The organism is Thauera sp. WH-2 (genome assembly GCF_048321015.1).
Taxonomy (GTDB): domain Bacteria; phylum Pseudomonadota; class Gammaproteobacteria; order Burkholderiales; family Rhodocyclaceae; genus Thauera.
This window is the reverse complement of sequence record NZ_JBLWFG010000005.1, coordinates 193,690-217,976: the sequence shown is the minus strand read 5'-3', so window position 1 is coordinate 217,976 and position 24,287 is coordinate 193,690. Positions and strand designations below refer to the sequence as shown.

The 24,287-nt window shown below is 67.1% G+C and carries 23 protein-coding genes and 1 riboswitch; of the genes, 13 read left to right on the top strand and 10 right to left on the bottom strand.

All coding sequences use genetic code 11. The features are described from left to right. Positions 1-930 (top strand): cobalamin-binding protein, encoded by a 930-nt coding sequence (locus ACNKW1_RS10710; protein ID WP_418364566.1) that lies wholly within the window; start codon positions 1-3, stop codon positions 928-930. 184 nt (positions 931-1,114) lie between these two features. After that, a complete protein-coding gene (locus ACNKW1_RS10705; RefSeq protein ID WP_418364565.1) occupies positions 1,115-2,161 on the top strand; it encodes an MBL fold metallo-hydrolase in 1,047 nt (348 codons plus the stop codon). A 24-nt stretch (positions 2,162-2,185) separates the two neighbouring features. On the opposite strand, the gene ACNKW1_RS10700 is transcribed toward ACNKW1_RS10705, so the two are convergent. After that, entirely contained in the window at positions 2,186-3,334 is a 1,149-nt protein-coding gene (locus ACNKW1_RS10700; RefSeq protein WP_418364564.1) for a M48 family metallopeptidase, read from the bottom strand. A 272-nt stretch (positions 3,335-3,606) separates the two neighbouring features. On the opposite strand from ACNKW1_RS10700, the gene ACNKW1_RS10695 reads away from it, so the two are divergent. After that, positions 3,607-5,058, top strand: a complete 1,452-nt coding sequence (locus ACNKW1_RS10695) for a DEAD/DEAH box helicase (RefSeq protein WP_418364563.1) — start codon at positions 3,607-3,609, stop codon at positions 5,056-5,058. A 184-nt stretch (positions 5,059-5,242) separates the two neighbouring features. Further along, complete coding sequence (locus ACNKW1_RS10690; protein WP_418364562.1) at positions 5,243-6,541, top strand: acetyl-CoA hydrolase/transferase family protein; 1,299 nt, start codon at positions 5,243-5,245, stop codon at positions 6,539-6,541. Positions 6,542-6,599: 58 nt separating this feature from the next. On the opposite strand, the gene ACNKW1_RS10685 is transcribed toward ACNKW1_RS10690, so the two are convergent. The 3 genes from ACNKW1_RS10685 to ACNKW1_RS10675 all read right to left on the bottom strand — a co-directional run bounded on the left by ACNKW1_RS10685 (position 6,600) and on the right by ACNKW1_RS10675 (position 8,851). Next, positions 6,600-7,034, bottom strand: coding sequence for a cyclic nucleotide-binding/CBS domain-containing protein (locus tag ACNKW1_RS10685; RefSeq protein ID WP_418364561.1), 435 nt, complete (start codon positions 7,032-7,034; stop codon positions 6,600-6,602). A gap of 185 nt (positions 7,035-7,219) precedes the next feature. Next, entirely contained in the window at positions 7,220-8,110 is an 891-nt protein-coding gene (gene asd / locus ACNKW1_RS10680) for an archaetidylserine decarboxylase (RefSeq protein WP_418364560.1), read from the bottom strand. 135 nt (positions 8,111-8,245) lie between these two features. Beyond that, positions 8,246-8,851, bottom strand: a complete 606-nt coding sequence (locus ACNKW1_RS10675; protein WP_418364559.1) for a LysE/ArgO family amino acid transporter — start codon at positions 8,849-8,851, stop codon at positions 8,246-8,248. A gap of 155 nt (positions 8,852-9,006) precedes the next feature. On the opposite strand from ACNKW1_RS10675, the gene ACNKW1_RS10670 reads away from it, so the two are divergent. Continuing rightward, a complete protein-coding gene (locus ACNKW1_RS10670; protein WP_418364558.1) occupies positions 9,007-9,906 on the top strand; it encodes a LysR family transcriptional regulator ArgP in 900 nt (299 codons plus the stop codon). 33 nt (positions 9,907-9,939) lie between these two features. On the opposite strand, the gene ACNKW1_RS10665 is transcribed toward ACNKW1_RS10670, so the two are convergent. From ACNKW1_RS10665 to ACNKW1_RS10640, 6 genes are all read right to left on the bottom strand, one after another. Next, positions 9,940-11,235, bottom strand: a complete 1,296-nt coding sequence (locus ACNKW1_RS10665) for a cobyrinate a,c-diamide synthase (protein WP_418364557.1) — start codon at positions 11,233-11,235, stop codon at positions 9,940-9,942. A 5-nt stretch (positions 11,236-11,240) separates the two neighbouring features. Beyond that, a complete protein-coding gene (gene cobA, locus ACNKW1_RS10660) occupies positions 11,241-12,089 on the bottom strand; it encodes a uroporphyrinogen-III C-methyltransferase (RefSeq protein ID WP_418364556.1) in 849 nt (282 codons plus the stop codon). Between the two features lie 2 nt (positions 12,090-12,091). Beyond that, complete coding sequence (gene cobO / locus ACNKW1_RS10655) at positions 12,092-12,700, bottom strand: cob(I)yrinic acid a,c-diamide adenosyltransferase (RefSeq protein ID WP_418364628.1); 609 nt, start codon at positions 12,698-12,700, stop codon at positions 12,092-12,094. Between the two features lie 155 nt (positions 12,701-12,855). Then, on the bottom strand, positions 12,856-13,665 hold the full coding sequence (locus tag ACNKW1_RS10650) for an ABC transporter ATP-binding protein (RefSeq protein WP_418364555.1): 810 nt from the start codon (positions 13,663-13,665) through the stop codon (positions 12,856-12,858). Continuing rightward, complete coding sequence (locus ACNKW1_RS10645) at positions 13,662-14,648, bottom strand: FecCD family ABC transporter permease (RefSeq protein WP_418364554.1); 987 nt, start codon at positions 14,646-14,648, stop codon at positions 13,662-13,664. The genes ACNKW1_RS10650 and ACNKW1_RS10645 overlap by 4 nt, the downstream gene beginning before the upstream one ends. 51 nt (positions 14,649-14,699) lie before the next feature. After that, on the bottom strand, positions 14,700-16,538 hold the full coding sequence (locus tag ACNKW1_RS10640; protein WP_418364553.1) for a TonB-dependent receptor domain-containing protein: 1,839 nt from the start codon (positions 16,536-16,538) through the stop codon (positions 14,700-14,702). Between the two features lie 130 nt (positions 16,539-16,668). Further along, a riboswitch (cobalamin riboswitch) is annotated at positions 16,669-16,906 on the bottom strand. A gap of 91 nt (positions 16,907-16,997) precedes the next feature. On the opposite strand from ACNKW1_RS10640, the gene cobU reads away from it, so the two are divergent. The 8 genes from cobU (at position 16,998) to ACNKW1_RS10600 (ending at position 24,285) form a co-directional block, all read left to right on the top strand. Next, on the top strand, positions 16,998-17,546 hold the full coding sequence (gene cobU, locus ACNKW1_RS10635) for a bifunctional adenosylcobinamide kinase/adenosylcobinamide-phosphate guanylyltransferase (RefSeq protein WP_418364552.1): 549 nt from the start codon (positions 16,998-17,000) through the stop codon (positions 17,544-17,546). A 107-nt stretch (positions 17,547-17,653) separates the two neighbouring features. Beyond that, complete coding sequence (cobT, locus tag ACNKW1_RS10630) at positions 17,654-18,712, top strand: nicotinate-nucleotide--dimethylbenzimidazole phosphoribosyltransferase (RefSeq protein ID WP_418364551.1); 1,059 nt, start codon at positions 17,654-17,656, stop codon at positions 18,710-18,712. A gap of 36 nt (positions 18,713-18,748) precedes the next feature. Further along, positions 18,749-19,528, top strand: coding sequence for an adenosylcobinamide-GDP ribazoletransferase (locus ACNKW1_RS10625; RefSeq protein WP_418364550.1), 780 nt, complete (start codon positions 18,749-18,751; stop codon positions 19,526-19,528). 8 nt (positions 19,529-19,536) lie between these two features. Then, entirely contained in the window at positions 19,537-20,154 is a 618-nt protein-coding gene (gene cobC / locus ACNKW1_RS10620) for an alpha-ribazole phosphatase family protein (protein ID WP_418364549.1), read from the top strand. A gap of 13 nt (positions 20,155-20,167) precedes the next feature. Further along, positions 20,168-21,070: a mitochondrial fission ELM1 family protein gene (locus ACNKW1_RS10615; RefSeq protein WP_418364548.1), complete on the top strand. Its 903-nt coding sequence runs from the start codon at positions 20,168-20,170 to the stop codon at positions 21,068-21,070. A gap of 88 nt (positions 21,071-21,158) precedes the next feature. Next, complete coding sequence (locus ACNKW1_RS10610; RefSeq protein ID WP_418364547.1) at positions 21,159-22,310, top strand: glycosyltransferase family 4 protein; 1,152 nt, start codon at positions 21,159-21,161, stop codon at positions 22,308-22,310. Further along, the gene (locus ACNKW1_RS10605) at positions 22,310-23,524 is read left to right on the top strand and encodes an O-antigen ligase family protein (protein WP_418364546.1); all 1,215 of its coding nucleotides are present in this window, start codon (positions 22,310-22,312) and stop codon (positions 23,522-23,524) included. The genes ACNKW1_RS10610 and ACNKW1_RS10605 overlap by 1 nt, the downstream gene beginning before the upstream one ends. Continuing rightward, entirely contained in the window at positions 23,521-24,285 is a 765-nt protein-coding gene (locus ACNKW1_RS10600) for a hypothetical protein (RefSeq protein ID WP_418364545.1), read from the top strand. The genes ACNKW1_RS10605 and ACNKW1_RS10600 overlap by 4 nt, the downstream gene beginning before the upstream one ends. Positions 24,286-24,287 lie beyond the last annotated feature (2 nt).

The window sequence follows — 24,287 nt, the reverse complement described above, 5'->3', positions numbered from 1 at the left end:
ATGCACGACACCCGTTCCGCCCTCACTGTCCTCGCGCTCGCTTCCACATTGCTTTGCGGCACACTGCTGCCGGCATCCACGCATGCGGGGATCGTGCTGACCGACGATGCCGAGCGCGAGATCGCCCTGCCCGCACCGGCGCAACGGATCGTGAGTCTGGCGCCGCACGTTACCGAGGTGTTGTTTGCCGCCGGCGCCGGTGACAAGGTGGTCGGCGTGGTCGCATACAGCGACTACCCGGAGGCGGCAAAATCCCTGCCTCAGGTCGGTGGCTACACCCAGATCGACCTCGAGGCGATCGCTGCACTGCGCCCGGACCTCATCATCGGCTGGCAAAGCGGCAATCGCGAAGGTCACCTCGCCAGGCTGGAGGCGCTCGGCGTTCCGGTATACCTGAACGAACCACGCAGCCTGGAGGACGTCGCCCGCAGCCTGGAGCAGTTCGGCCGCCTGGCCGGCACCGAGACCGCAGCCGAAGCTTCCGCAAGTGCGTTCCGCGCCCGCCACGCCGAGCTCTCGGCGCACTACACCCGCCGCCCGAAGGTACGCACCTTCTACCAGATCTGGGACCGCCCGCTGATGACGGTGAACAACGAGCACCTGATCGCCGACGTGATCCGCCTGTGCGGCGGCGAGAACGTGTTCGGCAGCCTGTCGCAGCTCGCACCCACGATCAGCGTGGAAGCGGTCCTCGCAGCCAATCCGGAAGTGATCGTTGCCAGCGGGATGGGTGAGGCGCGACCGGAGTGGCTCAGCCAATGGTCACGCTGGCCACAGCTCGAAGCCGCCACGCGCGACAACCTTTTCTTCATCCGCCCGGACCACATCCAGCGACACACCCCGCGCATCCTCGACGGCGCAAGCCGCCTGTGCGATCAGCTCGAGCAGGCCCGCGCGCGCAGGCCGGCCGGCAGCGCGCAAGGGAACTGAGCGCTCGAGGTCCGGGCCGCACACGCGCCCGTCCGATCCTTGCTGCGGGCGCACGCACCCGCTCTCCGCGCTTCTCCACGCTCCTCCGCGCTCCTCCGCGCAAGCAGAATCACACCCCCGGCAGCGTGCGCGCATCGGTTTTCGTTAATATTCTCCTCACACCCCACAAGAGGAGGAGACGACCATGCGCACCCCAGACGCCCCACGCCCCGGAGTTCCACTGTCCCGGCGCCAGATGATCAAGCTCGGCCTCGGCGCCGCCGCCCTCGCCGGCATCGGCACCCAGTGGGCGCCGATCACCGCCTTCGCGAAGGAGTTGAACGATTTCATTCGCGGCCCGGCGGTTCCCGACATCCAGCCGACACAGCTTTCCGAGCATGTGTGGATGATCTGGGCGAAGGACGGCTTTCCCACGCCCGAGAACCAGGGGATGATGAGCAACGTCACCTTCGTCGTAACGCACGAGGGGGTGGTGATGATCGACCCGGGGGGCTCGGTACAGATCGGCGAGATGGCCCTGCGCATGATCCGCACCGTGACCGACAAGCCGGTCGTGGCGATCTTCAACACCCACTACCACGGCGACCACTGGCTGGCCAACCACGCCTTCGTAGACGCTTTCGGCGCAGATCTGCCGATCTACGCTCACCCGCGGAGCCGGCGCGAGATCGAGGGCGTGCAGGGCAGCATGTGGCAGAGCATGCTGGAAAGATGGACCAACCAGGCCACCGCCGGCACGCGTATCGTCGCACCCAACCGCGATACCGTTCATGGCGACCACTTCCGCTTCGGCGACGTCACGCTGCGCATCCATCATTACGGCGTCGCGCACACGCCCGGCGACATCTGCGTGCAGGTGGTGGAGGACGCACTCACCCATGTCGGTGACGTCGCCATGGACCGGCGCATCGCCAACATGGACGACGGCTCCTACGTCGGCACCTTCCATTTCTACGACGAGCTGGAGCGCAATGCCCCTTCGCGCATCTGGGTGCCCGGCCACGGGCACGCGAGCGGCGAGGTGCTGGCGTGGAACCGCGAATTATTCGAGGGCATCTACGAGAACTGCCTGCACGCGGTGGAGGACATGGCCGGCATGGAGGAAGCCAGGGAGCGCGTGCTGCAGGATCCGCGCGTTGCGGACAAGGCAGCCGAGACCGCGGGCTTCGAGGGCAACATCGGCAAGTACGTCAGCCTCGCCTACCTCGAGGCCGAACGCGCAGCCTTCTGAGCCGCCGGACAAGCGGAGGGACGTTCAGTCGCGCGGCTCGTCCGCCCCGCCACGACCCGCCACCATGGGGTGGCGCTTGCAGTGCACCAGTTCGTCCCAGGCCCGGTCGAACACGCGGGCCAGGCCAGGAAGTGCTCCGCCGAGGTATTGGTCGGCGGCCGTGCCCGGTCTGGTCGCCGGCCCCTGACCAGCAAACCGGAGCGCCCGCAGGCGGCGACGCAAGCTGGGATGGAACGGGTCGGGGCGGCATTCGCCGTCACCCACGGCCTGCGCACACGCCAGCGCCGCGCATGGATATGCCGTGGCAAATCCGCCCCCCATCTCACGATACGGACGCAGCGCGGACGAGCACCCTGCCACCCGCAAGGCTTGGTGCCGAGGCCAGTAGTCATGACGCAGGAAGTGGGCCTTTCGGCTCAACTCCACCAGCGTCTGCCCCACCAACTCGGCGCCGACCAGGCGTGCCGCGACACTGTCGGCCTCGAGCTCCTCCACACGCGCGAGCCGGAGCATGTGCCGGCAATAACCATCGATACGGGACTCCAGCCAGCGCAGCCTCGCCGGCAGATTCAGCGCGAGCGCATCGAGGATGCGCATCCACCATGCCCTCAGGAAGGCCCCCCAGCCGCACCAGCCCAGACGCTGCGCGGCAATGTGGCCCAGTTCATGCGCAAGCACGGCACCAAACTGCATCGGTGACAGACCATGGACGAGTGGAAGCCCGATCTGCAGTTCGGTTCGCAACCTGCCACCGAGCCCAATGCTCGGTCTCTGCACCACCGCAGCGTTGATGTCTTCGGTGATCCGCAGATGGTGAAGCGGAGGAATGCCGGCGCGTTCGGAGAGCTCATCGATCAGGCGAAAGAGCTCCTCGGCCGACTGGCGCGTAAGCGGTACGCCCTCGGCGCGGGGCGCGAGCCGCAGCATCGCCCCCACCCCCCATGAGGCCAACCAGGCGAGCACCAGCCCCACGGCGATCCAGGCCAGCGTCCGCACCGGGAGTCCATGGTCGATCGCCTGCAGCGCAGCGCCTGCGCTTGCCGCCGCGAGCCATGCCGCAAGACCCACCGCGCCGAGCAGCAGCGCAATCCCGGACAGCGAAACCAGGGCGAGACGGATGGCCAGCCGCTCGCGCAGGCGAAGGACGCTCGGACGGGGCAGGAATGCGCTCATGGCGGCTGCCGGACACGTTGAAGGAGGTCGAATTGTAACCAAAACGCAATATTCATGCGCATGGTATCGAACCCTTGCGACAGAGCGCCGAAAGGCCTCGCATATCGCCGCCCAAGCGCTTATAGTGGCGCCTCGCTGCAGTGCACCAGTCGATGCAGCGTTTCCTGAAACGATCCATGCGGCCCGCGCCTTCCGCGTGCAGCCAGCCGGATCTCTTCCCGCAGCCCGGATTGGTGCCGCTCGAACGCGGCGGGCTCGCGCCGGACCATCGAATGAATCCCGAAGTGACTTTCGCCAGCCTCGCGCTGGCCGAACCCATCCTGCGCGCCATCGGCGAGGCGGGCTACACCCACCCGACGCCCATCCAGGCACAGGCCATTCCCGAGGTGCTGTCCGGCCGCGACCTGCTCGCTGCGGCGCAGACCGGCACCGGCAAGACCGCCGGCTTCACGCTGCCGCTGCTGCACATGCTGGCCGCCACCCACACCCACCCGCATCCGCCCGGTCGCCCGCGCTGCCTGATCCTCACCCCCACACGCGAGCTCGCCGCCCAGGTGGAAGAGTCGGTCAAGACCTACGGCAAGCACCTGCCACTGACCTCGCTGGTCATGTTCGGTGGCGTCAACATCAACCCGCAGATCACGGCACTGAAGAAGCGTGTCGACATCCTCGTCGCCACCCCGGGGCGCCTGCTCGACCACGTCGGCCAGCGCACGCTCGACCTCTCGGGCGTCGAGTTTCTGGTGCTGGACGAAGCCGACCGCATGCTCGACATGGGCTTCATCCGCGACATTCGCAAGGTGCTCGCGCTGCTGCCGAAGAAGCGCCAGAACCTGCTGTTCTCGGCCACGTTCTCGGACGAGATCCGCCAGCTCACCCAAGGCCTGCTGCACGACCCCGCCACCGTCGAGGTGGCGCCGCGCAACACGACGGCAGAGCGCGTCGACCAGGCGGTCTACATGGTCGGCCAAAAGCAGAAGCGCGAGCTGCTCGCGCATCTGATCAAGGAAAAGCAGTGGTTCCAGGCGCTGGTCTTCACCCGCACCAAACACGGCGCCAACAAGCTCGCCGAGTACCTCACCAAGCACGGCATCGAGTCCGCGGCGATCCACGGCAACAAGAGCCAGGCTGCTCGCACCCGCGCGCTCGCGCAGTTCAAGGACGGCTCGCTGCCGGTGCTGGTCGCCACCGACATCGCCGCGCGCGGCCTGGACATCGACCAGTTGCCCCAGGTGGTCAACTTCGAGCTGCCCAACGTGCCCGAGGACTACGTGCACCGCATCGGCCGCACGGGCCGCGCTGGCGCCGCAGGGCATGCAATCTCGCTGGTCGACCGGGAAGAGGCCAATCTGCTCACCGCGATCGAGCGCCTGATCAAGCGCCGCATCGACCGTGCCGTGGCCGATGACTTCGTGCCCAGCGCCGGCGGCGAGGCCGCGCATGACGCCGACCACGCCCGCCCCCCCATGCCGCGCCGCGGTGGAGGTCGCCCCGGCCAAGGCAGAAGTGGAGGCAAAGCGCAGGGCAACGGCAGCAGCCGTGGAAGCACGCCTGCGGGCCGCAGTGCTGTTGCGGCGAAGCCGGATGCCCGTCCGCAACAACAACGGTCCCGCAACGACGCCGATGGCAATCGCAACGCGGCAAACCCGCCGCGCCGCGCCGACACCCGGTCCGCTCAACGCCCTGCGCTGTTCGCCGCAAAGCCGGGCAACGGCAACCGCTGAACCTGCCCGAACGCACTCTGCGCCCAAGCGCTCGCGCTTTCCGAACCGCCGCACCGAAAACTTCGGTCGGCGGTTTTTTGTTGCTGGTCGGCCCACGGGGGCACACCCTACCTCCATACGCACCGGTATGGGCAGGACGTATAATCCATGACCACAGCACAACAACAGATACCGGAGCACGATCATGACCGAAGCGCAGGCCCTCTACGACAACAAGCGCATGACGCCCACCGACGCTGCGAACCTGATCCGCAACGGTGACACCATCGTCGTGCCCACCGGCGTGGGCGAGCCGCCCGCACTGCTGCACGCCCTTTCGGAGCGCCGCCACGAACTGCGCGACGTCGCGGTGAGCCAGATCCTGCCGCTGCGCAGGTTCGCCTACTTCGACCCGGACACGCGCGCGAACGTGCGTCACGACGCCTACTTCTTCGGCGGCGCATCCCGCCCGGGCGGCCAGGCGGGCTGGATAGACTACGTGCCGGCCTATTTCTCCGAGCTGCCAATGTTGCTCGACCGCGGCCTGCTGCCGGCCGAGGTGGTCGTGTCGATGGCCTCGCCGATGGACGAGCACGGCTATTTCAGCCTGTCGCTCGCGCCCGACTACACCATGGCGGCAGTCCGCCGCGCACGCGTAGTGCTGCTCGAGGTGAATCCGAACGTACCCTTCGCCAACGGTGACTGCCTGGTGCACGTCTCCCAGGTCGCGGGCATCGTGGAGAGCGAGGACGCGCTGTTCGAAGTCGGCCTGCCCGAGATCGGCTCGGTGCAGGAAGCGATCGGCAAATACGTCGCTGACCTGATCGACGACGGTGCCACGCTGCAGATCGGCTACGGCGGCATTCCGGACGCGGTGGTGATGCAGCTCAAGCACAAGCACGACCTCGGCATCCACACCGAGATGCTCGGCGACGGCATCCTGTCGCTGATCGAAGCCGGCGCGGTCACCAACCGCAGGAAGACCTTCATGCCGGGCAGGACGGTGGCCACCTTCGCGCTCGGCTCGCACCGCCTGTACCGCACCATGCACCGCAACCCTGGCATCGAGATGCATCCGGTGGATTTCACCAACGACCCCTACGTCGCCGCGCACAACGACAATCTGTGCGCGATCAACGCCACCATGCAGATCGACCTGATCGGCCAGTGTGGCTCGGAGAGCCTGGGCCACCTGCCCTACTCCGGCACTGGCGGCCAGGTGGATTTCGTGCGCGCAGCCAACCGCTCGAAGGGCGGCAAGGCCTTCATCGTGCTGCCGTCCACCGCGAAAGGCGGCACCGTGTCACGCATCGCGCCGGTGCTGTCGCCTGGCACGCACGTCACCACGAGCAAGAACGACATCAACTACGTGGTGACCGAGTACGGCGTGGCGCAATTGCGCGGCAAGACCGCGAAACAGCGCGCCGAAGCGCTGATCGGCATCGCGCATCCGGACTTCCGCGGCGAACTCCGGGAAGCTGCGCGAAAGATGAGTCTGCTGTAAGCCCTCGAGCGGGGAGCACGAATCGAGCACCCCGCCCTGTGGGCGCGGGATTGCCTGCTCAGAGAATGATCGTGATCTCCTCGCGGCGCACCAGCTCGGCGCCGAAGGTCAGCGCGTCGAGCTGCAGCGCGTCGCGTGCGGTCACGATGCCGAGCGGGTGGCGGCTGGCGTCGATGATCGGCACATGGCGCACACCGTTCTCGTACATCAGGTGCAGCGCATGACCGAAAGGCTTGTCCTCGGTCAGCGTCACAGGGTTGTGCGTCATGACTTCGCCCACCGGCGTGATGTCGGCATCGATGCCGGCCGCCAGCACACGAAAGGCGGCGTCACGCTCGGTAAAGATGCCGGTGAGCACCCCATGCTCGGTGACCACGGCCGCGCTGCGCTGCAGCGCATCCATCTGGCGCACCACCTCGCGCACCGGGGTTTCGGCGGGCACGCTGACGAAGGGACGATCGGAAAGAATCTGATGGATCGGACGGCTTGGCATGATCTGTCTCCTGATGCTTGTAGTTGGACTGCACGGAACCCCAAGCTTCAATCGTGCCAGCTTCGAGCCGCCGCACCTGGCTCTCCAGTCGGAAGCCAAGCGGCTGTTCTAGCGCATCTTTATCTCAGCATCGTGACAGCGGGGCACGCGCGCTGCGGCGTGCGCCCACCGCATCACCGTCCCCATCAGGGTGCATCGCCCCTCTCGCCTGCACCATCCCCGGGCATCGCGGCTTTCGCGCGCGCCATCGGCTCGCCCATGCGCACTGACGCACCCGGCGCCCAGTCGGCACCGAAACGCAGCACGTCCTTCGGGAACAGCATCACCACCGTCGAACCCAGCAGGAAGCGGCCCATCTCGGCCCCCATCTCCAGCACCACCGCGCCTTCTGCATAGCTGCGCTTTTCGATCGTCGGCTGGCGCGGCGGATTGACCACCCCATGCCAGACAGTCGCCATGCTGCCGACCACCGTTGCGCCCACCAGCACCATCACGAAGGGACCGAACGCACCCTCGAACACGCACACCACGCGCTCATTGCGTGCGAACAACCCCGGCACGCCGCGTGCGGTCGCCGGATTCACCGAAAACAGCTCGCCCGGCACGTAGATCATCTGCGTGAGCCGGCCGGCGCAGGGCATGTGGATGCGATGGTAGTCGCGCGGAGACAGGTAGATCGTGGCGAAGTCGCCGTTCTCGAAGCGCTCGGCCAGCGCGCGGTCACCGCCGACCAGGGCGGTGGTGGAATAGAAGTGGCCCTTGGCCTGGAAGAGCTGGTCGAACTCGATCGGCCCGAACTGGCTGATCGCGCCGTCCACCGGGCAGACGAAATCCGCATCCGCCAGCGGCCGCACACCCTCGCGCAGCGGCCGGGTGAAGAACGCGTTGAAACTCGGGTAGCTGGCCGGATCCGGATTGGCCGCCTCGGCCATGTTCACGCCGTAGCGCTTCACGAACCAGCGGACCACCGCAGTCGTCGCCGCGCCCCCCTCGAGACCGGCGAACTTGCCGGCAAGCTGGGTGAGCAGGCGTTTGGGCAGCGCATATTGAAGCGCAACGGTGAGACGTTCGGACACGGCAGGATCCTGAATGATGTGCGGGCGATTCACGCGTGGGACGCGATTATACCGGCCACGTTCCTGCACACCGGCAATGAAACACCCTGTCGCGATTGGCCTGGTGATCGCAGCGGCGCCGACGATGCCGCATCCTCACGCCAGCAACAAGGAGGCCGCAATGCCCCACAGCATCAGCGCGACCAACGCATCCAGCACGCGCCAGGCCACCGGCTTGGCGAACAGGGGGGCAAGCAGGCGGGCGCCGTAGCCAAGCAGAACGAACCAGACGATGGACGCCGTGATCGCACCGGCTGCGAAGAGCGGGCGCAGATCCTCGGCCTGCTGGCTGCCGATCGAACCGAGCAGCACCACGGTGTCGAGGTACGCATGCGGGTTGAGCAGGCTGAAGCCGGCAGCTGCGAGCAGGGCCTGCCCGCGCGACATGCGCTTGTGCTCGGCGAAGTCCATCACCCGCCCGCCGCGCAGCGCCGAGACCAGCGAGCGGCCGCCATACCACAGCAGGAAGGCCGCACCGCCATAGCGTGCCACCGCCATCAAGTCGGGGTTGGCGACGAAAAGTCCGCCCAGGCCGGCGATGCCCACGCCGATCAGCAGCATGTCGCACAGGGCCGACACGCTCACCGTCAGCAGCACGTGCTCGCCCCGCAGCCCCTGGCGCAGCACATGGGCGTTCTGCGCGCCGATCGCCATGATCAGGCCGAGAGTGAGGATGAAACCGTTGAGGTAGACGTTGCTCATGAGGCATTCCGTTGTTGTTTTCAGCGCGGCGACAGACACCCGCACAGGCGCAGGCTTGTGCACGAATGTCGCAGGAACGATCGCTGAAACGATAGGCGCAACTCAGCGCTTCATTAAGTAGAATCGATTAATTTCACTTTCAAGCAAAATTCCTAATGATCGACCACCGCCTGCTTGCCTTCGAGGCCGTGCTGCAGGAAGGCAGCTTCGAGCGCGCCGCGCGGCGCCTGGCACTCACCCAGTCCGCGGTGTCGCAGCGGGTGAAACTGCTCGAGGCCGAGTTCGGCCAGGTGCTGCTGGTGCGCAGCAAGCCGGTGCGGCCAACACCTGCGGGACGCCGCCTGCTGCCCTATCTCGCGCAGTTGCGACTGATGGAGGCCGAAGCACGCAGGGCGCTCGCGCCGCGCCAGACCCACGGCCCCCTGCGCCTGGCGGTGGGCGTCAATGCCGATTCGCTGGCAACCTGGTTCATCAGCGCCGTCGCCGAGGTGGTCAAGGACGAGGGCATCGTGCTCGAATGCGTGGTGGATGATCAGGACCACACCCACGCGCTGCTCGCCGACGGCGAGGTGCTGGGCTGCGTCTCCACCCGCGCCGACCCAATGCGCGGCTGCGCCGCCCAGCGGCTGGGCACCATGCCCTACCTGTGCGCGGGCGCGCCCGGGTTCCGCGCACGCTGGTTCCCGCGCGGCCTGACGCGGACGGCACTGTCGAAGGCGCCCGCGATCGTGTTTGGTCGTCATGACGACATGCACGAAGCCTTCCTGCAGCGCCACTTCGGCCTGGACGCCGGACAATATCCGCACCACGTCGTACCCTCCTCCGAGGGTTTCATGGCCTTCGCAGTCGCGGGGCTCGGCTACGGCTTCATCCCCGAGATCCAGGCGCGCGGGCATCTGGCACGCGGCGAACTCGTGGACCTGGCGCCAGAGCGCGAGGACGTGGTGCTTTACTGGCACCACTGGCAGGTGCAGTCGCCGGTGATGGCGAGCCTCGCGAACGCGATCGCCGACGCCGCCGGCACGGCCTTGCGGCCTCCCCCCGCCAACGGCTAGACGCCGCCGGCAACCGCATCGGCGCGTGCGCGATCAGCCGCCGAACAGGCCCGCCGCCACCAACGGATTCGAGGGAAACCAGAAATGCACGTACGAGGCGGTGATCGAGCCGCAACGATAGATCGCCTCGCCCTCCCCACCCTCAGGTCGTTGCGCATGGAGCCAGGGCGCCAGTGGGGTCTCCGTTTTCGAGTAGTGGAAGGTGTGGCCGGTGATCCGGCCCTGCGGCAGATCGACCTGCTGCATGCCCAGCGCGGCAAGCCGCTTCTGCATCACCGCGCGGCCGGGCAGCAGACCGCCAAAGCCATGCGCAGCGCCGGCCTTGTCGACGACGGTCTCGAGCAGGCTCATCAACCCGCCGCACTCCGCAAGCACCGGCCTGCCGGCAGCAACGTGTGCGCGCAGACTCGCCCAGAAGCGCGTATTCGCGGCCAGCCTCTCGCCGTGGAGTTCCGGGTAACCGCCTGGCAGCCACACCGCATCGCAGCGCGCCGGCAGCGTCTCACCAGCCAGCGGCGAGAAGAAGGCGAGTTCCGCACCCAGCGCAAGCAGCGTGTCCACGTTGGCCGGGTAGATGAAGCCATAGGCCGCATCGCGCGCAATTGCGATGTGCTTGCCGCCGAGCAGGGGCGGAACTGCCGGCGCGGAGACCGAAGGAAACTCAACCGCCGGCGGCAGTTCGGCGGCGCCCGTGGCCTGAAGGTGGTCGGCCAGGAGGTCGAGCCGCTCGCCCAGGTCGGTGATCTCGTCGGCCTGCATCAGGCCGAGATGACGCTCCGGCAGCGCCGCGTCCGCGTCGCGCATCACGGCACCGAACCAGCGCATGCCCTCGGGCAGCGACGCACGCAGCATTTCGGCATGGCGCGCGCTGCCAACATGGTTGGCAAGCACACCGGCAAAAGGCAGACCGGGCAGGTAGTGCGCCAGCCCGTAGGCCACGGCGCCGAAGGTCTGCGCCATCGCACGCGCATCGATCACCGCCATCACCGGGATGCCGAAACGGCGCGCGATGTCCGCACCCGAGGGGGCGCCGTCGTAGAGGCCCATCACGCCTTCGACCAGGATCAGGTCGCACTCGCGCGCAGCGGCGTGCAGCCGCCAGGCGATGTCGGTTTCGCCGCACATGCCGAGATCAACGTTGTGTACCGGTGCGCCGCTTGCTACCGCGTGGATCTGCGGATCGAGGAAATCCGGCCCGCACTTGAACACCCGCACCCGCCTGCCCAGCCGGGTGTGCAGGCGGGCGAGCGCGGCGGTGACGGTGGTCTTGCCCTGGCCGGAGGCGGGTGCGGCGACAAAGAGCGCCGGGCACTGGACGGCCCCAGCCACGGCACTCAAGCCTCGCCCTTCCCATGCACCACCGCGCAACCAGCGTGCGGTAACGGCGAGGCCTTGGGCTGGTCTTCCGGTTCGAACCACGCGAGCTTGGGGTAGAGCCCGACGACGCTGCCGACCACTGTCAGCGAGGGCGGTCGCACCCCCTCTTCCAGCACGCGCTGCGGCAGCGTGGCGAGGTCGGCCACCACCACACGCTGGGCGTGGGTGGTACCGCGCTCGATCACGCCCGCGGGCGTGCTCGGCGACAAGCCGTGCGCAATGAACTGCGCACAGATGTCGGCCAGGCGCGAGATACCCATGTAGATCACCACGGTCTGTTGCGGGCGCGCGAGCATCGGCCAGTCCAGATCGAGCTTGCCCTCCTTGAGGAAGCCAGTGGCGAACACCACCGACTGCGCATGCTCGCGATGCGTCAGCGGAATGCCCGCATAGGCGGCGACACCTGCCGCCGCAGTGACACCGGGAATCACTTCGACATGGATGCCGGCATCCACCAGCAGTTCCATCTCCTCACCCCCACGGCCGAAGATGAAAGGGTCGCCGCCCTTCAGGCGCACCACCCGCTTGCCTTGTTTTGCCAGCTTGAGCAGCAGCAGATTGATCTCGTCCTGCGGCAGCGAATGGTCGGCGGCTTTCTTGCCGACATAGATGCGCTCGGCTTCGATCGGCGCAAGGTCGAGAATGGCCGGACTGACGAGGTTGTCGTAGACGATCGCATCCGCGCCCGCGACCAGGCGCGCGCCACGCAAGGTGAACAGCTCCGGGTCCCCCGGACCTGCGCCCACCAGGTAGACACAGCCCGGCAGGGGGCCGGGACGATGAACCGCGAGATCGGGAACTGCCATGCTTACCACTCCATGCCGGGCATTGCCTTCACCCCTGCGGAGAAGGCGTGCTTGACCGGCGCCATGTCGGTGACGGTGTCGGCGGCCTCGACCAACGCGGGCGGCGCCCCGCGGCCGGTGACCACCACGTGCTGCATCGGCGGGCGGGCGCGCAGATCGGCGAGCACCCGCTCGAGGTCTAGATACTGGTACTTCAGCGCGATATTCAGCTCATCCAGCACCACGAGGCCGAAGACCGGATTCTGAAGCATTTCGTGCGCCACCGCCCAGGCTGCTTCAGCCGCAGCGACGTCGCGGGCGCGGTCCTGCGTTTCCCAGGTGAAACCCTCGCCCATCACGTGCCAGCGCACCCCGGGCTGCTTGCGGAAAAAGGCCTCCTCGCCGGTATCCGACCGCCCCTTGATGAACTGCACCACAGCCACCTGCATGCCATGGCCAAGCGCGCGCGCCACCAGGCCAAACGCAGCGCTGGATTTGCCCTTGCCGTTGCCGGTATTGACCAGCAGCACGCCACGCTCCGCCTGCGCGGTGGCGATCTTCTCATCGACGACGTTCTTCTTGCGCACCATGCGGGCGTTGTGGCGGGTGTCGCGGTCGGGGGACTGGGTCATGTGGTTGTTCTCCTGTTCATAGTCGGTGAGCCCGGCAGCAACGACGGACATGCCGCGAGCGGGTCGCGAAGCATCTGGCCGGCTCCGTTGTCGGTATGGTCGATAAACATGGAATATCGGGAATACCGATAGGGGTTCTGGGCCAGCGCCTGCGCTCAATCCGGCAAAAACACCGCCCGCCCCGCTTGCTCGATCCGCCGCAGCGGGTGGCCGAAGGCCTGGCCGAGCAGGTCAGCACGCAGCACGGTGTCGCGATCGCCGGCGATCACGCCACCGCGGCCGTCGAGCAGGATGATGTGGTCGGCGTAGCGTGCGGCGAGGTTGATGTCGTGCAGCACCAGCACACTGCCGCGCCCGGCGCCCTGCTCGCGCACCAGACGCTGGAAGAGTTCGAGTGTGGCGATCTGGTGATGCAGATCGAGGTGATTGAGCGGCTCGTCGAGCAGGAACAGGCGCGGCGCCTGCGTGAGCAGGGTGGCGATCGCCACACGCTGGCGCTCGCCACCGGACAGAGTCTGCACGTCCCGCTGCTCGAAGCCTGTCAGTTCCACCGACTCCAGCGCCCTGCGCGCGATCGCCACATCCTGCGGCCCCTCCCAGCCCCAGCGCCCAAGGTGAGGATGGCGCCCAACGAGTACGGTCTCGAGCACACCCGCGGCAAAAGGGTCGGGTTGCTGCTGGGCGAGCAGGCCGCGAAAACGTGCCGCCTCCAGCGTCGGCCAGGCGGCGTAGGGCAGGCCGCCGATGCGCACCTCGCCCACCGTGGGTTCGCGCAGCCCGGCCAGCGTGTGCAGCAGCGTGGTCTTGCCGGCGCCGTTGGGGCCGAGCAGCACCAGGCATTCACCCGCGGCCAGGCTGAGGCTGAACTCGCAGCATAGCCATCGCTCGCCCACCTTGAGCGCGAGGCGTTCGGCCTCGAGCAGCGGAGCCGCATCCTCCGGCAGGGGGCGACGGGCAGCGTTCATCGTGTGCTGCGCGGGCTGCGCGAGAGCAGGAACAGGAAGACCGGCACGCCGATCAGCGCGGTGAGCACGCCCACCGGCAACTGCTGCGGTGCCATCACGGTGCGCGCAGCGGTGTCGGCCAGGGTCAGCAGGGTGCCCCCCGCGAGCGCCGCAGCGGGGATCAGCACACGCTGGTCGTTGCCCAGCGCGAGCCGCACCAGGTGCGGCACGATCAGGCCGACGAAGCCCACCGAGCCGACCAGCGTCACCGCGGTCGCAGTCAGCAGCGAAGCGAGCACGTACAGCGCGACGCGCAGATGCCCCACCTGTACGCCCAGCGCCCGCGCGGAAAGCTCGCCGCGGGCGAGCACGTTGAGGTCGCGCGCAAACGGCAACACGACCACCAGCGCCAACACCAGCACCACCAGCGCCGGCCACGGCCGCGCTGCTGCGCTCGCATCGCCCATCATCCAGAACAGCATGGACATCACGCGTGTGTCAGGCGCGAGCGCAAGCATCAGCGAGACCGCGGCGCCACAGCCAGCCGCGACGATGACGCCTGTCAGCAACAGCCGCGTCTGCGTCCAGCTGCCGTCACCGTGTGCCAGACCGAAGACGACGAGCATCGCGGTGAGCGCGCCGACGAAGGCGGAGGCGTCCACCCAGAACGCAGCCGCCCCGAGCGTGATCGCCCCCAGCGCACCCACCGCCGCACCGCCCGAAATGCCGAGGATGTAGGGGTCGGCCAGCGGGTTGCGCAGCAAGACCTGCATGAGGGCACCCGCGGTGGCGAGCAGGCCACCGCAGGCGAAGGCAGCAAGGGCGCGGGGGAGGCGGAGCTCGCGGATCACGGTCGCATTCATACCGTCCGCGCCGGTAAGCGCACCCAGTACGTCGGCGGTCCCCACCGGCAGCCCCCCGGCGACCAGCGCCAGGAGCAGCGCAAGCGCCCCCGCCAGCAGCAGGACCACGGCGATCGCCAGCGGCGATCGCGTGCGGCGCATGGCTGGACTCACGCGCGACTCCCCACGTAGCGCGATTGCAGGCATCGGCGATCAGTGCATGGCGTAGCGCAGTGCCACGAAGACGCTCCGGCCCTGTGTTCCGTACCCCTTGGCAAGTTCGTAGTCCTTGTCGAGCAGGTTGTTGGCGCGAACTTCCACACTCCAGTCAGGCGCCACGGCGTAGTGCACGTACGCATCGACCAGGCCATAGCCCCCCATGCGACCGGCAGGGGCATTGGGCACCCGATCATAACGCGGCCCTTTCCCATTCCACTCCACGCCCCAGGTCCATGCGCCTGCAAGCCTTTCCAGCGCAAGCGCACCGCTGATGCGCGCACGACGGCCGAGCTCGTCGCCGGTTTGCCGATCCTCCGCATCGAGCAGGTCGACGCTGGCACGCACGCGATACTCCCCGAGCATGGCACCCAGGCTCGCTTCCACCCCCTCGATGTCTGCCCGGCCGACGTTCGCCGCCACACCGCTGCTCCAATCGATCAGGTTTCGGATGCGATTGTTGAAGTAGGTCAGCCCCAGGCTGAGGTCATTGCGCTCCCAGGCCACACCGATCTCGCGATTGAGCGCCTCCTCCGGCTTGAGCGCCGGATTCCCGCCGAAGCAACCCCACACCGGATAGCACTCTACGGGGTAATAGAGATCATTGAAGGTCGGCGCCTTGAACGCATTGCCGATGCTTGCATGGACGCGCCACTCCGGCGTGATCTCGTAGCCGTAGGCCGCTGTTCCGGTGGTCTTGCTGCCGAACTGGGAATTGCGGTCGTGACGTGCATTGAGTTGCACGCGGTGGCGATCGAACTCGCCGCCCCAGCCGAGCAGGAAGGCGTTCATATGGCGCCGGGTCCTCTCGTAGTGGGTCGTCGTCTGCACGCGCTGCTGCAGGAACTCGTAGGCCGCCATCAAGGAGCCGCCACCGAGCGCAATATCGTGCTGCCAGCTCAATTGACGCTGTGTCGTGTCGAAGCGGGAACGCGCGCCGGCATTCGACTGGTTCTCGAGCGCATCGACGCCATGGCCGAAACGCAGGGTGCTGACCCAATCGGACGAATGCTGCTTGCGCAGATACATGCCATAGGATTCCGCGCGTTTGTCCAGATGGGAATCGAAGGGCTGAGCTGCGTCATACCAGTTGCGCATGTCGGAATACAGCACATTGGCACCAATTTCGTCGTTGCCGCCCAGGTCCAGCGCCAGCGAGGCGCTGAGGTAATCCTCGCGGAAACCGTCGTCGTCGCGGTCGTTCACGGACAGCACCGGCGTGCGCGCATTAAAGCCGTCGCTGCGCTCATGCCCAGCGGTCACGCTATAGCGCAGGACACCCGCACCGCCAGCCAGCGTGGCGCTGGCTTCACGTGCGCCGTCGCTGCCGGCACCCACGCGCGCCGAGGGGTGGAAGCCCTCCTTGCCCTTGCGGGTGAACACCTGGATCACGCCGCCCAGCGCATCCGCACCATAAAGTGCGCTGCCGGGGCCGCGCAGGATCTCGATGCGCTCAACGATCTCGAGCGGGATGGTCTCCAGCACCGGCGAGCCGCTGGTCGCCGAGCCGATGCGGACACCGTCCACAAGCAACAGCGTATGCCCGGCGTTGGCGCCGCGAATATAGACGCTTCCGCTCGATCCAGGGCCGCCATTGCGTGCCATCTGCACCCCCGGCCGCGACGCCAGCAGGCCGAGCAGGCTCGAATGACCGGCACGGGCAATCTCGTCACGTTCGATCACGTCGACGCTCGCGAGCGCGGCATCTGCACTGACCGGCTGACGGGTGGCCGTGACGACCACATGGCCCAACTGGGCATCGGCGGCATGAACGGCCGGCAGGGTGAAACAGCACAGCGCGCCAGCCGAAGCCAGCGCGGAGAAGCGGATATTCATCGTAGGGCTCTCCCTTCGCCACACCGTGCGTCCCCGCACGCCATGGCAACTTCACATGGACGCACCACGAGGCAGGTAGAACCGAAGAGAGCAAGACAAACCGCGCCCGTCGCCGCCACCCCGCGGCACATCCGCCATTCCGCGTTCCGGCCGGTCTCCGGGCTCGTGCGCTGTGCCGGCCTGATGGCCGGACGGGTGAGTCGCCTTCCCGGGAATGTTCCCAGTGGCTGCAGGACACACCTTGCGCGCACTTACCGTTGCGGGGGCAGCACAGGCATTGCGGCCTCGTTTGCGAAGGGCCGCGCACCTGTTTCCCGTTTAACCCTGGGCGAGATACGCCCGCGGGCACCGATAACGCGTTGCCCCTTCCGGGGCAGTGGGGGCGGATGATACCGTACGAGGCGGTATCGTGCACTGCAAAAAGAATCCGCACGACGAGCGGAAAACCAAACCACGACAATGACATGTGAACTCATCCTCGGCGGCGCACGCTCCGGCAAGAGCCGTGAAGCCGAACGGCGCGCCGCCGGATCCGGACTTGCGGTGACGGTGATCGCCACCGCCGAAGCCCTCGACGACGAAATGGCCGCGCGCATCCGCCGCCACCAGGCCGACCGCCCCGCGGGCTGGCGTACGGTGGAGGCGCCCGTGGCGCTGGCCGATGCACTGCGCCGCGAAGCCGCACCCGATCGCTGTCTGGTGGTGGACTGCCTGACGCTGTGGGTCACCAACCTGCTGATCGACGCCGAGCACCTGCCACCCGGAGCCGACGCCGACGAGCTGCCGCGCTTTCGCCGCGAGCGCGAGAGACTGCTCGCCACCTTGCCCGCATTGCCCGGCCGCATTCTCCTCGTCGCCAACGAGGTTGGGCTGGGGCTGGTGCCCGAAACCCAGCTTGGCAGGCTGTTTCGCGACGAGGCCGGACGGCTCAACCAGGCAGTGGCCACCCTATGCAAACGGGTTGTCTTCGTCGCCGCTGGACTGCCGCTGGTGCTGAAGCAGGGCTAAACTGCAAGCCGCACGACATCCAGGACGGACGCGTGTGCTGCACTCCATGCGGCTGCGTAGCCCCCGTCCACGATGAACATCCCGTCCAACCGACCAAGCTTGTCACCATGAAACCCTTCGCCATCGTTCCGCCCGACCCGCTGCTGTCCGCCGCGCTGCAACACAAGATCGACCGCAAGACCAAGCCGCTCGGCGCGCTCGGGCGCCTGGAGCCGCTCGCACACCAGATCGGCCTCATCCAGCAGACGCTCACACCCGAGATCCGCCAGCCGCACATGGTGGTGTTCGCCGGCGATCATGGCGCGGCAAAGGCGGGCGTATCGGCCTTTCCGCAGGACGTCACCTGGCAGATGGTAGAGAACTTTCTCGCCGGCGGCGCCGCCATCAACGTGTTCAGCAAGCAGATGGGCTGGGGGCTCACCGTGGTCGATGCCGGGGTGAATCACGATTTCGGCAAACGCACCGGACTGATCGACGCGAAGATCGCGCCGGGCACCGCGAACTACATCGAACAGCCCGCAATGACGCCCGGCCAGCGCGACGCCGCCCTGCAGCGCGGCCGTGAACTCGCCCATGCGCTGGCGGACAACGGCTGCAACTGTGTCGCCTTCGGCGAGATGGGCATCGGCAACACGGCCTCGGCCTCGCTGATCACCCACTGCCTGGTGGGCGCGGCCCGCGACGGCGATCTGTACAGCGTGACCGGGCGCGGCACCGGGCTGGACGACGCCGGGCTGATCCGCAAGCGCCAGTTGCTGTCGCAGGCGCTCGAACGCGGCGGCCGACACCACGACGGGCTGGAGGTGCTGGCCCAGTACGGCGGCTTCGAGATTGCGATGATGGCCGGTGCAATGCTCGGTGCAGCGGAAAAGCGGATGCTGATCCTGGTTGATGGGTTCATCGTCACCTCCGCCCTGCTGGCTGCACATGCCATCGCCTGCAACGTGCTGTCTTACTGCATATTCGGGCACCGCTCGCAGGAGCCGGGGCACCGCGTGCAGCTCGACTATCTCGACGCCCAACCGCTGATGGAGCTCGACCTGCGCCTCGGCGAAGGCACGGGCGCCGCTCTCGCCCTGCCGCTGGTGCAGGCCGCGGTCAACTTCCTCAACGACATGGCAAGCTTCGAGTCGGCCGGGGTGAGCGACCAGGGCCCGGCGACCTAAGCGCGCAAACGGTTTTCACGCCCCCGGAACGCGGCCATGCGCGAGCAGTTCGCCCGCTTCTTCACCGCGCTGGGCTATTTCACCCGGCTGCCCGTGCCCGCCTGGGTGGAATGGGTGCCGGAGCGGCTCGCGCACGCCGCCGCATGGCTGCCGCTGGTGGGCTGGGTGGTGGGATGCGCCGGCGCCGCGGCGCTGCTCGTACTCACCTCGCTGCTGCCGGTCAGCCTCGCGGTCATTCTTTCGATGGCGCTCACCGTTCGCCTGACCGGTGCCCTGCATGAAGACGGCTTTGCCGACGCCTGTGACGGCCTCGGTGGCGGCTGGGAGAAGGCACAGATCCTCGCGATCATGAAGGACTCGCGCATCGGCAGCTACGGCGCCATCGCCATCGTGCTGATGCTGCTGGCCAAGGCCGCAGCGCTGATCGAGCTCGCTGCCATCTCGCCCACGACAGCCGCCGCCGCGTTGATCGCCGCGCACGCGCTGTCGCGCCTGGCTGCGGTCGGCGTGCTGCACGCCCTGCCCTACGCACGTGAGGACGACAGTGCCAAGGCGCGGACCGTGGCGAAGCGGCTGCCGCGCGGCGAGCTGGCATTCGCAACAGTCTTCGGCCTGCTGCCTCTGGCAGGGCTCGGCCTCGCGCCCGCGGCCGGGTCGCTGATCCTCGCCGCACTGGTCACGCTCTGGCTCGCCCGCCTCTTCCTGCGCCGCCTGGGCGGCCACACTGGCGACCTGCTCGGCGCGGTGCAGCAGGCGGCGGAGCTGGCGTGCTATATCGGGGTGCTCACCGCCATCGGCACCCCCTTGACCACCTGAAACCGCGCATGCAACTTCACCTCATCCGCCACCCCCGCCCCGCTGTCGAGCCCGGCACCTGCTACGGGCAGACCGATCTCGGCCTGGCCGAATGCCCTGCCGAGGTCGCCGCCCGCCTGCGGCCGCTGCTGCCCGACACTTTCACGCTGCACGCCAGCCCGCTCGCGCGTGCGCGCCTGCTCGCGGAGGCACTTGGAAGGCCGCACCTCGACGACCGGCTCAAGGAGATTTGTTTCGGCGAGTGGGAAGGCCGCAGCTTTGCCGACATCGGCAGCGCCATCGACGACTGGGCCGCCGACCCGCTCGGCTTTCGCGCGCCAGGCGGCGAGTCGCCGCGTGAGATGGCGGCACGGGTGCTGCAATGGCTGGACGAGATCAGGCAAGAATCCGGAGATAGGGGACAGACCCCGATTTCGTCTGAAATCGGGGTCTGTCCCCTATCTCCGGGCACGGCGCCCGAACACCTCGTCGTCATAGCCCACGGCGGCCCGCTGCGCGTCATCGCGGGCCACCTCCTCGGCCTGCCGCCCGAGCGCTGGCTGGGACTGGACTTCGGCTGCGGACAGGTGACACGGATCGACATGGAAAGCTGGGGCGTGGTGCTGAAGTGGTTCAACCGAGGATGAAGGTGAAGCCCCGATGACTTCCCTCTGGCTCATCACCGACAACAAGCCCGGCCATCGCAGCCAACTGCAGGGGCTGGCGCAGGCGCTTGCTGCGCGCGCGGCGGTCGAGGCGCACTGGATCGACGCCCCGGCCGGGCACAGCGCGCTGTGGCAGTGGCTGGGCGGCCACTTCCCGGCGGGCGCGGGACTGCCCGACCCGGATTTCATCCTCGTCGCCGGCCATCGCACCCACCTCGCCGGCCTTGCCGCACGACGCGCGCACGGCGGCAAGCTCATCGCGCTGATGCGGCCCAGCCTGCCACTGGGCTGGTTCGACCTGTGCGTGATCCCGCAGCACGATCATCCGCCCGAGCGTGCCAACATCATCGCCACCCGCGGCGTGCTCAACACCGCCCGCCCCAGCCGCGAGCGCGAAGTCGACAAGGGTTTGTTCCTGATCGGCGGGCCGTCCAAGCACCACGGCTGGAACAGTGCCGACCTGCTCGCGCAAATCGACGCCATCCTCGCCGCCACACCAGGGATGCGCTGGACGCTGACCACCTCACGCCGCACGCCGGCCGACACCGAGTCGGCGCTGCTCGCCCTGCGCGAACGCGGCGTGGACGTACGCCCGGTGCGCGACACGCCGTCCGGCTGGGCGATGGAACAGGTTGCGCGCAGTGCGCAAGCCTGGGTCACGGAGGACAGCGTCTCGATGGTGTACGAGAGCCTCACCGCCGGCGCAGCTACCGGGCTGCTCTCGGTGCCGCGGCAGGGCGAAACGCGGATCACCGCAGGGGTGGCGCAACTGCAGCGCGAGGGCTTCGTCACCCCGTTTGCGGATTGGGAGCGGAAGGCTCTGTTACTCGTTCCGCAGACTCGCCTGTGCGAAGCCGATCGTGTGGCCGGGCTCATGCTGTCGCGCTGGCCGGGGTAGCCGCCACGCTCAACCTGCATCCAGCGCGCAGGTACAATCGCGCCATGCCCGACGCCAACGAACACGCCGCACATATGCGGCCTTCGCGATGAAACCCCTGAAGGTCCTTCAACTCCTCCCCGCCCTCGACAGCGGCGGCGTCGAGCGCGGCACGCTGGAGATTGCGCGCGCATTGGTTTCGGCCGGGCATGAATCGGTGGTGCTGTCGAAAGGCGGGCGGCTGGTCGAGCAGCTGCAGCGCGAAGGCTCGCGCCACATCGCGCGCGACCTCGGGCGCAAGTCGCCGACCACCTTCCTGCAGTACCGCGCGCTGCGCAGACTTTTCGAGCAGGAGCGCTTCGACATCGTCCACGCCCGCTCGCGCATGCCCGCCTGGGTGGCGTGGCTTGCGTGGCGCGGCATGCCGGCGCAGACCCGTCCGCGCTTCGTCACCACGGTGCACGGCATGCACTCGGTGAGCCGCTACAGCGCGATCATGTGCGCGGGCGAGCGCGTGATCGCAGTCAGCGACACGGTGCGCGACTACATCCGTACGAACTATCCGCCGTCGCGCTGGCCGCACCTGGCCGACGAGCGCATCACGGTGATCCCGCGCGGCATCGACCCGGCGGAGTTTCCGCGCGACTACCGGCCGTCGGAAGAGTGGCTGGAACGATTCCGCGCCGAGTTTCCGCAGATCGGACAGCGCAAGGTGCTGACGCTGCCGGGGCGACTCACTCGCCTGAAGGGGCACCATGACTTCATCACGATCCTCGGCAAGCTGGTCGCGGAAGGGCTGGACGTGGTCGGGCTGATCGTCGGCGGAGAGGACCCGAAGCGGCCCGGCTACGCGAAGGAGATCCGCGAACGCGTGCAGGCGGAGGGGCTGGACCAACGCATCGTGTTCACCGGACATCGCAGCGACATGCGCGAGATCTATGCGGTCTCGGACTGCGTGCTGAGCTTGTCGAGCACACCAGAGTCGTTCGGGCGCACGGTGCTGGAGCCGCTGGCGATGGGGCGGCCGGTGGTGGCGTATGCGCATGGCGGGGTGGCGGAGATTCTGCGGGAGTTGTTCCCGCAGGGGGCCGTGGCGAAGGGGGATGTTGAGGCCGCCTCTCGTAGCGTCCGGAGCATCCTCGCTGGGAAAGCCGAAGCAGTTCGTGCCAATCACCGCTTCCTTCTCGCTGAAATGCAGTCGGCAACCCTGTCGCTATACTCCGGTTCTTTCAAGAAACATCAATCCTCCACAATCCGCTGATGACCGGCCGCTCACAAAAACAAGAACAACACCTTGCTCCTGCCAGCGTTGCCACGATGGCCCTGCTGACGATCTTCGTCTTCAGCACGCCCGCCAAGTGGGCAACGTTGCACATCTCCAGTGTTCTCATACTGCTCACTCTCTTGCTCGCAAGGCGAGATTTCTGGGTTTCGCTCCCCGTGCGCGCCTATGTCGGCTTGACCCTACTCTGGTTGCTGCCTGTCACAGGCGCGACCGCCCTACAGCACTTGCAGCACCTCGAAACCGCAACAAGCTGGAGCGAGCAAGCCATCTTTATCCTCAGGGTGCTCGGTGTAAGCCTTGGCGTCCTGTTTCTTCTTCAAAAGCAGTGGATTACCCTCCGTCAGCTCACCTTTGTCATCGTCGGCTCCCTGCTCGTACACGGTCTCATCGGCATCGGGCAATGGATACTTCATCCGGATTTCAGCCTCACAGCGTGGCGATCGATCAGAATCCAGGGAATCGTCGGCAACCCGAACCCGTACGGACTCTTCATGGCCTTGGGTCTCGTGCTCAGCGCCGCCTTGCTCCGAGATCGCGGCACCTCGCAAATGCAGCGGCTGGCGCTCTGGATTGCAGCCTCGATCTTCGCGCTCGGCATACTGAGCAGCGGGTCACGCGGTGCGATCATCACAGCTGCGACGGGCATCGCAGTGCTTTTCCCTCCAAACACAACACGACGTATCGGCCTCTACAGCGCCATCCTCGGCTCGCTGGCCTTCGCCTATTTCGTCAGCAATTGGCAGGACGCAAACGCTCACAGCGACGACACCCGTGCCGCTGCGCTAAAATTCAGCCTCCAATCGATCGCACAGCGTCCCCTCGCCGGCTGGGGCTTCCAATCATTCATGCGTATTCCGGGCCATAGCGGAATCAACGCCGCACACAATATGCTGGCCGACCTCGCGCTCAGCAGCGGGGTAATCGCGCTTGGCACGTTCCTGCTCTCGATCACGTGGGTCGGCTACCGGCTTCTGCGCATGAATACACCACTCACGCAGACCTTGCTTGCCTTGCTCGCCTGTGCGTTCGTCGCCGGCACCCTGGAATATTCCATACTCAGCTCAAACCACTTCCGTGGCCCCTGGATGCTGCTCGTCGCACTTGCGTGCCAAGCCCTTGGCGCCGCAAGAAACTGCAACGAACAAGACACCACTGCCGTCAGCCACCGCAAAGGAGTCGTCGCCTCGTGACTTCAAACGAAACCCCGGTCAATGTCCTCTGCCTCAAATGGGGTACCCGCTACGGCCCACACTACGTCAATACGCTTTTCCGTTCGGTGTCGAGAAACCTCGAGCGCCCGTTCCTTTTCCATTGCTGCACTGACGATCCCACCGGCCTCGACCCCGCCATCCGCATCATCCCTTTCCCTGACAATCCGGGCGTCAAGCGCGGCTGGCCAGATATTCTCGTCAAGCTCATGGTCCTCAAGGACGGGTTCGGCGGCCTGCAAGGCCCGACACTGTTCATGGATGTGGACCTAATCATTCTCGGCAAGCTCGATTGCTTCTTCGACTACAAGCCAGGCGAGTACTGCATCATCCACAACTGGGTCAGCCGCCGCAAAGCGCTGCTTGGTCGTCGTCCTGCCGTAGGCAATTCCTCCATATTCCGCTTCGACGCCGGCAAATCGAACGAAATCTACGAGACCTTCCTGCGCGAAATGGCACAAGCTGAAGACCGTAGGATCTTCAACACCGAACAGGCCTTTCTCACCCACGCGATGAAAAAGGTCAACTGGTGGCCCGAAGAGTGGGTGCAGAGCTACAAGTGGAACTGCCGCCCCATCTTCCCGCTTAACTTTTTTATTACCCCAAAGGTCGCGCCGGACTGCCGTATCCTCGTCTTTCACGGCCGTCCAGACCCTGACGAGGCCATCAAAGGCTATTCGGACGGAAAACCGCACCACTACACTCGCCCAGCGCCCTGGCTCGCACAGTATTGGAGCGAATGAGC

Coding starts and splice junctions, on each gene's coding strand:
- ACNKW1_RS10710 (WP_418364566.1), top strand. CDS start 1: ATGCACGACACCCGTTCCGCCCTCACTGTCCTCGCGCTCGCTTCCACA.
- ACNKW1_RS10705 (WP_418364565.1), top strand. CDS start 1,115: ATGCGCACCCCAGACGCCCCACGCCCCGGAGTTCCACTGTCCCGGCGC.
- ACNKW1_RS10700 (WP_418364564.1), bottom strand. CDS start 3,334: ATGAGCGCATTCCTGCCCCGTCCGAGCGTCCTTCGCCTGCGCGAGCGG.
- ACNKW1_RS10695 (WP_418364563.1), top strand. CDS start 3,607: ATGAATCCCGAAGTGACTTTCGCCAGCCTCGCGCTGGCCGAACCCATC.
- ACNKW1_RS10690 (WP_418364562.1), top strand. CDS start 5,243: ATGACCGAAGCGCAGGCCCTCTACGACAACAAGCGCATGACGCCCACC.
- ACNKW1_RS10685 (WP_418364561.1), bottom strand. CDS start 7,034: ATGCCAAGCCGTCCGATCCATCAGATTCTTTCCGATCGTCCCTTCGTC.
- ACNKW1_RS10675 (WP_418364559.1), bottom strand. CDS start 8,851: ATGAGCAACGTCTACCTCAACGGTTTCATCCTCACTCTCGGCCTGATC.
- ACNKW1_RS10670 (WP_418364558.1), top strand. CDS start 9,007: ATGATCGACCACCGCCTGCTTGCCTTCGAGGCCGTGCTGCAGGAAGGC.
- cobA (WP_418364556.1), bottom strand. CDS start 12,089: ATGGCAGTTCCCGATCTCGCGGTTCATCGTCCCGGCCCCCTGCCGGGC.
- cobO (WP_418364628.1), bottom strand. CDS start 12,700: ATGACCCAGTCCCCCGACCGCGACACCCGCCACAACGCCCGCATGGTG.
- ACNKW1_RS10650 (WP_418364555.1), bottom strand. CDS start 13,665: ATGAACGCTGCCCGTCGCCCCCTGCCGGAGGATGCGGCTCCGCTGCTC.
- ACNKW1_RS10645 (WP_418364554.1), bottom strand. CDS start 14,648: ATGCGCCGCACGCGATCGCCGCTGGCGATCGCCGTGGTCCTGCTGCTG.
- ACNKW1_RS10640 (WP_418364553.1), bottom strand. CDS start 16,538: ATGAATATCCGCTTCTCCGCGCTGGCTTCGGCTGGCGCGCTGTGCTGT.
- cobU (WP_418364552.1), top strand. CDS start 16,998: ATGACATGTGAACTCATCCTCGGCGGCGCACGCTCCGGCAAGAGCCGT.
- cobT (WP_418364551.1), top strand. CDS start 17,654: ATGAAACCCTTCGCCATCGTTCCGCCCGACCCGCTGCTGTCCGCCGCG.
- ACNKW1_RS10625 (WP_418364550.1), top strand. CDS start 18,749: ATGCGCGAGCAGTTCGCCCGCTTCTTCACCGCGCTGGGCTATTTCACC.
- cobC (WP_418364549.1), top strand. CDS start 19,537: ATGCAACTTCACCTCATCCGCCACCCCCGCCCCGCTGTCGAGCCCGGC.
- ACNKW1_RS10615 (WP_418364548.1), top strand. CDS start 20,168: ATGACTTCCCTCTGGCTCATCACCGACAACAAGCCCGGCCATCGCAGC.
- ACNKW1_RS10610 (WP_418364547.1), top strand. CDS start 21,159: ATGAAACCCCTGAAGGTCCTTCAACTCCTCCCCGCCCTCGACAGCGGC.
- ACNKW1_RS10605 (WP_418364546.1), top strand. CDS start 22,310: ATGACCGGCCGCTCACAAAAACAAGAACAACACCTTGCTCCTGCCAGC.